This window comes from Levilactobacillus paucivorans, assembly GCF_001437125.1.
Classification (GTDB): Bacteria; Bacillota; Bacilli; order Lactobacillales; family Lactobacillaceae; genus Levilactobacillus; species Levilactobacillus paucivorans.
Genome location: NZ_JQCA01000109.1, coordinates 41830 through 49120, shown reverse-complemented (window position 1 = coordinate 49120; position 7291 = coordinate 41830). Strand labels below are relative to the sequence as shown.

Sequence of the window (7291 nt, the reverse complement as noted above, 5' to 3'; positions counted from 1 at the left end):
TAAGTGATTGCTTTGGGCTTTTTAATTTCTGTTCGGATTAATTATAGAATTTGCCGATTTAAAAAGTTTTTTCGGGAAATTTAAGTGACAGAAGGTGTCACATTCGAGCTAATCACTCGGATGTGACTTTTTTTTGGCGACGGGTCGAATTGACAAACATTTATGAAATTATCACATTTTTACGATAGTGCTTACTTTCAAAGAAGGCGCTACGGCTGATAAAAGTCAGGGAGGGCTGGCACATTAATGGTTGGCCAGTTCAATCTAAAAATAGTTTTGTGGGGGGACAATTGGTTAGCCTGGAAAACTGAAATTGGCGTGGTACGATGAAATTATATACATAAAATGTATTTAATCTTTGAAATGAATTTGACCTAAATACGTGGTCAAGGTGAAGGAAGTCCAGTCAATGTCAGTTGATCAGCAGCAAGCTAAAAATGTACAAGTTTCCCATCGTCGACAGTGGTTGTTTGTCGGTGTGACAGCGGCGGTTCTCAGTACCGAACTGCTCGTGGTTGGTGTGACGTCAGCCCAGGCCGCAACCGGTGATCAAACACCCACGGCGGTTTCCGGTGAGAAGCCAGCCGAAGAGGTTACAAAGTCTGCAGAGGTGACTACTGTGAACAAACCAGCAGCTGAGAAGACTGGCACCATTAGTTCAGACAAAGCATCCGGTGGTACTGGCGACTCTCATGCTGGCACTGGAAGTACGGAGGATGACACCGGAGATGGACATGGGAAGTCTGATAGCAGTGAGTCCATTAAGCTAAAGTCGAAAGGGAAAGCTGAGGTGTTCTCAGCACGAATGGCAGTGCCAACTGCGCCGGCCCCAACAGATACTGATCCAGCGGACACAGGTTCTGACGACAATCCGGGAGTGACAGATGCTGCGGGCTATACGTACACGAAGCACGTGGATGAAGACGGGAACATTGTTCAAGACGAGTATGACATTACAGCCTATTCTGGCAGCGATACTGATATCACGATTCCAGACAGCTATCAGAATTCAAAAATCGTTGCTATCGGTGATGGGGCTTTTCAGGAAAAAAGATTGACCCATGTTGTATTACCAGATAGTTTACGTGAAATTGGCAAGAGCGCCTTCGCTCAAAATTTGCTGACGACAATTAAGTTTGATGACGCCTTAGAAAAAATTGATAATGATGCTTTCGATAACAATCGTTTGGCAAGTATCGTCATTTCAGATCATGTGAAATCGATCGGCGATTCTGCCTTTTTAAATAACGGTGCCACACAATTGACGCTGGATAACGATCTGGTGACGATTGGCAATGCAGTATTTGAAGGAAACCAAATTAGTGGCAACTTGACGATTCCAGATAGTGTCACAGAGATTGGCATGATGGCTTTTGTTAATAATCAATTAAGCGGGCTTGCTTTCGGTACTGGGCAGTCACAGCTGACAACAATTGGTATCAATTCATTTTCGCAGATGAAAACTTTGAAAGGTGGAATATCTGGCGGAATATCTGGCGGACCACTGATCATCCCAGATAGCGTCAAAACAATTTTGCCGGCAGCGTTTGTAAATGATGATATTAGCAGTGTTATCCTTGGAAAGAATGTTGAAACTATTGGGGATGATGCCTTCAATGCTAATAATCTGCAGGGCACCATCGACATTCCAGATAACGTGATTAGCATTGGTAATACCGCTTTTGATAACAATCATCTCTCCGGAGTAAAGCTGGGAGCCAATGTTGAAACCATTGGTAATAGAGCCTTTGGTGGGGCCCCAGATGGTAACCACTTGACGGGCTCATTGATAATTCCTGATAAGGTTCAGTCGATTGGAGCTGGTGCATTCGATGAGAACCAACTCAGTGGCATGTTGGCAATTCCTGCTAGTGTGAAAACCATTGGGGCTAGTGCTTTTTTGCAAAACCAATTGACGGGTGTCCACTTCCTGGGCGTCCCGGATAATGTTGGGGCCGATGCCTTCGTCCAAAACAACTTGCAACATATTCAGGCTGATTCACCAGTGAACACGTTTGATGATGGTGCGCTCGCAACTCAGCAAACCCTAACGGTGCCAGTAAAATTAGTTGATGGCAAGTTCGTTGGTGTTAAGCAGGCTATTTTGAACAAAGTTATGCCAAGCAATTTGGCCTTAAACGCTCTGACCTTTACCCTTGACGATACGCCAATGACATACGACGAAACTACAGATACCTTGACGTTACCGGATGGCTTTAAGGGAGACAAGCTGACGGTCATGATGACTTCGGGAACCTCCGGCGATAACTCTGGAAATTATGGTGTCTTGCAGTTGACGCTGGATGGGATGCCGCAGTCGACGTCAACCACACCAACCGATCCCGTGACGCCAAGCCAGCCAGTCGATCCGATCGTCCCCACGAAGCCAGTCACACCGGCTCGGCCAATCAAGCCAGCCAAACCGGCAAAGCGACCCACACAGCCCAAGAAACCCGCTCAGAAGCAGGCTAACCGCCATGGTAAGTCAACGGGGCAGGCAGCAGTCACAGGTCAACGTTTGGCAATGGGATCGCGTTCAGCTGGGCCAGCAATACGTCCGACAGTAGCAACCAGCCAATCAGAGGCAAGTCAACAGAGCACCACGCCACACCAGTCGACCTTGCCACAGGCCAGTGAGAGTACAAATCTTTGGGGCATGATCGGGGGATGGCTACTGGCAATTCTCGGGTGGCTCGGCCTAAGTAACCGTCGGCGAGAACACTAGCCAGAAGAATGGGGGTCAACCATTGACATCCCCGTCCCAGACAGCTATCATAAAACTCAGTTAAATAAGTCGATTATGATGAATGAGAGTCACCGCGTGGTTGGTTAAGCGAGTTCGGGAAAGTGTAAGCCGAACCCAAGGCGTGGTGAGTTGGCACATTCGGAGTCGTTTCCAAGTAAGCTGCTAGTCACGTCTGACTAGAAGTAGGGTGGAACCGCGAAATTAAAACTTCGTCCCTACGTGAATTTGCCTAAGTGAATTCTCGTAGGGATTTTTTGCGCGCTTATTTGTTTAATCGATTGACCAAAACGGCCGACTTTAGTCGCTTGGCAACCACACAAGGAGGAAACAGCACCCATGACAGAAAAACTGTCCATGCAAGCAATTATTTTGAAGTTACAACAGTACTGGTCCGCACAGGGCTGCATGCTGATGCAAGCTTACGATACCGAAAAAGGGGCCGGGACGATGAGTCCTTACACCTTCTTACGAGCGATCGGACCAGAACCTTGGAACGCCGCTTACGTTGAACCTTCCCGTCGACCAGCCGATGGTCGTTACGGGGAAAACCCTAACCGGTTGTACCAACATCACCAATTCCAAGTCGTGATGAAGCCATCACCAGACAACATTCAGGAACTTTACCTGAACAGTCTGAAGGAACTGGGCATCAACCCACTCGAACACGATATTCGTTTCGTCGAAGATAACTGGGAAAACCCATCTATGGGTTGTGCCGGTGTTGGTTGGGAAGTTTGGTTGGACGGGATGGAAATCACCCAGTTCACCTACTTCCAAGTCGTTGGGGGAATGGCAGTTGATCCAGTCACTTCCGAAGTCACTTATGGTCTGGAACGTCTGGCTTCTTACGTCCAAGACGTCAACTCCGTCTTTGACCTGGAATGGGCCGATGGCGTTAAGTATGGGGACATCTTCAAGGAACCCGAATACGAACACTCCAAGTACAGTTTCGAAGAAAGTAACCAAGACATGCTGTTACGGCACTTCAATGAATTTGAAGATGAAGCCAAGAAGCAAATCGCCAATGGCCTGGTTCACCCGGCCTACGACTACATCTTGAAGTGTAGCCACACCTTCAACCTGCTCGATGCTAGAGGGGCTGTGTCCGTTACTGAACGGGCCGGCTACCTGTCACGTATCCGGAACATGGCACGTGCCGTGGCTCGCGCCTTCGTTGACGAACGGAAGAAGCGTGGTTTCCCACTGATCAAGGATGAAGCCCTGCGGACGAAACTATTAGCAGACGACGAGGAGGCCAAAAAATAATGGCACACACATTTTTACTGGAAATTGGACTAGAAGAAATGCCAGCCCACGTGGTAACGCCAGCTATTAAGCAACTGGTCAAGCGGACGGCAGATTATTTAAAGGAACAACGCGTGGCTTATGATGACATCAAGCCATTCTCCACGCCTCGTCGGTTAGCCATTCAAATCAGTGGTTTAGCTGACAAGCAGGAAGACATTAGCGAATCCGTCAAGGGTCCCGCTAAGAAGATCGCCCAGGATGCCGATGGCAACTGGACGAAGGCAGCCATTGGCTTTACCCGTGGCCAAGGTCTCACGCCCGAAGACATTACCTTTAAGGAAATCAAGGGAACGGAATACGTCTACGTGGACAAGTTCATTGCCGGCGAACCCGTTGCCGCCGTTCTGGCTGGTTTAAAGGAAGTTATCACGGCGATGACCTTCCCAACTATGATGAAATGGAGCACGCATCACTTCGAATACATCCGACCAATTCGTTGGATCGTGGCGTTGTTAGATGCCGACGTCATTCCATTTAGTATCTTGGACGTCACGACCGGTCGCAACACGCGCGGTCACCGTTTCTTAGGGACCGACGTGGATATTGCCACGGCCGCCGACTACGAAGCTGACCTGACGGCGCAATTCGTCATTGCCGATGCCGACAAGCGTAAGGCCCTCATCAAGAGCCAAATCGAAAAGATTGCGACTGACCACAACTGGACCGTTTCAATCGACGGTGGGTTGTTGGAAGAGGTTAACAACTTAGTTGAATGGCCAACGGCCTTTGAAGGTAGCTTTGACGAAAAGTACCTGACCATCCCCGAAGAAGTCTTGATCACTTCAATGCGTGATCACCAACGGTTCTTCTACGCGCGGAATGCCGAGGGCAAGCTCTTGCCTAACTTCATCTCCGTTCGTAATGGGAACGACCACGACCTTCAAAACGTCGTTGCCGGGAACGAAAAGGTGCTGACAGCACGTTTGGAAGACGCGATGTTCTTCTACACCGAAGACCAGAAGAAGTCGATTGCCGACTACGTGGAACGTCTCAAGACAGTTAGCTTCCATGATAAGATCAGCACGATGGCTGAGAAGATGGACCGGGTCAAGGCAATCGTGGGTGTGCTGGCCAAGCACCTCCACTTAAACGATGCCCAAACGCAGGCTGCCCTGCGTGCCAGCGAGATCTACAAGTTCGATCTGGTTACCGGGATGGTTGGCGAATTCGCCGAATTACAAGGGGTCATGGGTGAAAAGTATGCCTTACTGGCCGGGGAAGACCCAGCCGTAGCCCAGGCCGTTCGTGAACATTACGAACCTATCTCCGCTAACGGGGCCTTACCGGAATCCGTGCCAGGTGCCGTATTGGCCTTGGCTGACAAGTTCGATAGCATCTTGACCTTCTTTGCTGCCGGGATGATTCCTAGTGGATCCAATGACCCTTACGCTTTACGGCGTCAGGCCATCGGGATCGTGCGGATTGTTACCGACCAACAGTGGTCCTTGCCAATTGCTGATTTGGCGCAAGCCTTCATTACGGCCGAAGCAGACGCCAAGGTGGCGCCTCAACTCGATCAAGCTAGCCAAATCGACGCGGTGATTGGTTTCGTTAAGGATCGGATTCGGAAGATCTTGCGGTCTGCTAAGCAACGTCATGACATCATTGATGCTGTGACCAACAGTTCTAGCAGCGACGTGCTGCGGATCTTCACGGCTGCCGATATCTTGGCGAGCCATGCTAACGATGCCAACTTCAAGGCAGTTATCGAGTCCTTGACGCGGGTTATTCGTTTGGCCCAGAAGGCCCCAGCCGAATTGGCTACGGCCACGGTTGATCCCGATCTGTTTGAAAATGACAGTGAAGGTGCCTTGCACCAAGGCGTTGCTGAAGTTGCGACTGCCGCTGACAAGACATTAGCGGATCTCTACGCAGCCTTAGCTGATATCCAACCAACGATTGCGGCTTACTTTGAAGCCACGATGGTTATGGATAAGAACGATGCCGTTCGGAATAACCGGTTAACCGAATTGAGTGGCTTGGCTCGTCTGACGTTGAAGCTGGGTGACTTGGACCAATTAATCGTTAAGTAGGAGAGTGAGTCAGAAGGCGGTTAGCTGGCGAGCATTAAGGCTGATAACCGAATAATCCTGGGTTTGGATTGTTTGGTTATCAGTTTTAAGCGGAACCAGCTGCCTTTTGTCACACGTTTCGACTATATAAAATTGAAGCTACAAGCGGGTCTGAGATTTTTCCCATATCCGTCTAAAATGGTTGTGGTCGACACTTTTGGTGTGGGTCACGGCCATTTTTGTTTAGCCAAAGTGATTTCAGATCAGGCGGCGAAATGACTTGGTTCGGGTACTGCCTGATCTAACTTCTTTATTGGGGACGGCTTTCCCAGGCAACTATGATCGTCTCAGGTGTAGGCGGGGTTGCCCGTCTGGAAAGGAGACGATGAGGATGTTAGTGCCACGGTTACGACTCAAGAATTGGCAATTGTGTCTAGGTAATGTGGTTTTGATTATTCTATTGTGGGACGCTCAGGCTACCGGTCTGCGTTGGGGCCTGATCGAACCCATTCGTTCAGAGAAATTATTATTGGTACTGACGTTGTTTGTTGGAATTGCTGGGCTTTTGCCGAGCGCATTACCAGCTCGTTTTTCAGCGAGTCAGACGACTGCAATCGCCCGCGATGCCAATCTATTACTCATCTTGTATCAGCTGATTTACATGATGGCACCGCGGGTCCTGATCGCGGCCTACCCACTGACTAGCGTGGCGGGTGCTGGCATTATCTTTAGTCTATTAGGGGTTGTCATGATGTATATGCCGCGAAATGGTGTCATTGGCATTCGAATTCCGTCGACGGCGGCTTCACCAGTTATCTGGCACAAGACGAATGTTCTAGGTGGGCGGCTATTCTTTCTGTTGGGGATAGTCATCTTGCTTTCAGCTGGTTTACTGGGAGACACTTGGGGACTGATTGTCATGGGGGTTGGTACCGTGATTATGGCAGCTGTGACCGTGTTCTACGCCCATCATTTGTCAAAAATGGCGCACTGAGCGTTAACGATGGCCGATTCAGGCATTGATCACCGTTTTTATAGCAACAATGGACCCCGCAAACGGACAGGAGAGGCGCCGTGCGGTATACTGAAACCATGGGTTACCAGAGAGGCTTATGAGTTGACATGCGCCGTAATAGGAGTAGTATGTATAGTGTATTTTTGCGCACGAATTCTAATTAAAGAGTCGCACTTTTCGGGTTTCCGGGGTGCGACTTTTCAAGGCTAT

The 7291-nt window shown here is 49.3% G+C and carries 4 protein-coding genes; all 4 read left to right on the top strand.

Features of this window, described 5'->3' with window-relative positions; genetic code table 11:
• The first annotated feature begins 409 nt into the window (after nucleotides 1-409).
• The 4 genes from IV54_RS08505 to IV54_RS08490 all read left to right on the top strand — a co-directional run bounded on the left by IV54_RS08505 (nucleotide 410) and on the right by IV54_RS08490 (nucleotide 7060).
• The gene (locus IV54_RS08505) at nucleotides 410-2725 is read left to right on the top strand and encodes a leucine-rich repeat domain-containing protein (RefSeq protein ID WP_057878938.1); all 2316 of its coding nucleotides are present in this window, start codon (nucleotides 410-412) and stop codon (nucleotides 2723-2725) included.
• 357 nt (nucleotides 2726-3082) lie between these two features.
• Nucleotides 3083-4012, top strand: coding sequence for a glycine--tRNA ligase subunit alpha (gene glyQ, locus IV54_RS08500; RefSeq protein ID WP_057878937.1), 930 nt, complete (start codon nucleotides 3083-3085; stop codon nucleotides 4010-4012).
• Nucleotides 4012-6087, top strand: coding sequence for a glycine--tRNA ligase subunit beta (glyS, locus tag IV54_RS08495; RefSeq protein ID WP_057878936.1), 2076 nt, complete (start codon nucleotides 4012-4014; stop codon nucleotides 6085-6087). The genes glyQ and glyS overlap by 1 nt, the downstream gene beginning before the upstream one ends.
• 370 nt (nucleotides 6088-6457) lie before the next feature.
• Nucleotides 6458-7060, top strand: a complete 603-nt coding sequence (locus IV54_RS08490; RefSeq protein WP_057878935.1) for an SdpI family protein — start codon at nucleotides 6458-6460, stop codon at nucleotides 7058-7060.
• The last annotated feature ends 231 nt before the right edge of the window (nucleotides 7061-7291 follow it).

Coding starts and splice junctions, on each gene's coding strand:
- glyQ (WP_057878937.1), top strand. CDS start 3,083: ATGACAGAAAAACTGTCCATGCAAGCAATTATTTTGAAGTTACAACAG.
- IV54_RS08490 (WP_057878935.1), top strand. CDS start 6,458: ATGTTAGTGCCACGGTTACGACTCAAGAATTGGCAATTGTGTCTAGGT.
- IV54_RS08505 (WP_057878938.1), top strand. CDS start 410: ATGTCAGTTGATCAGCAGCAAGCTAAAAATGTACAAGTTTCCCATCGT.
- glyS (WP_057878936.1), top strand. CDS start 4,012: ATGGCACACACATTTTTACTGGAAATTGGACTAGAAGAAATGCCAGCC.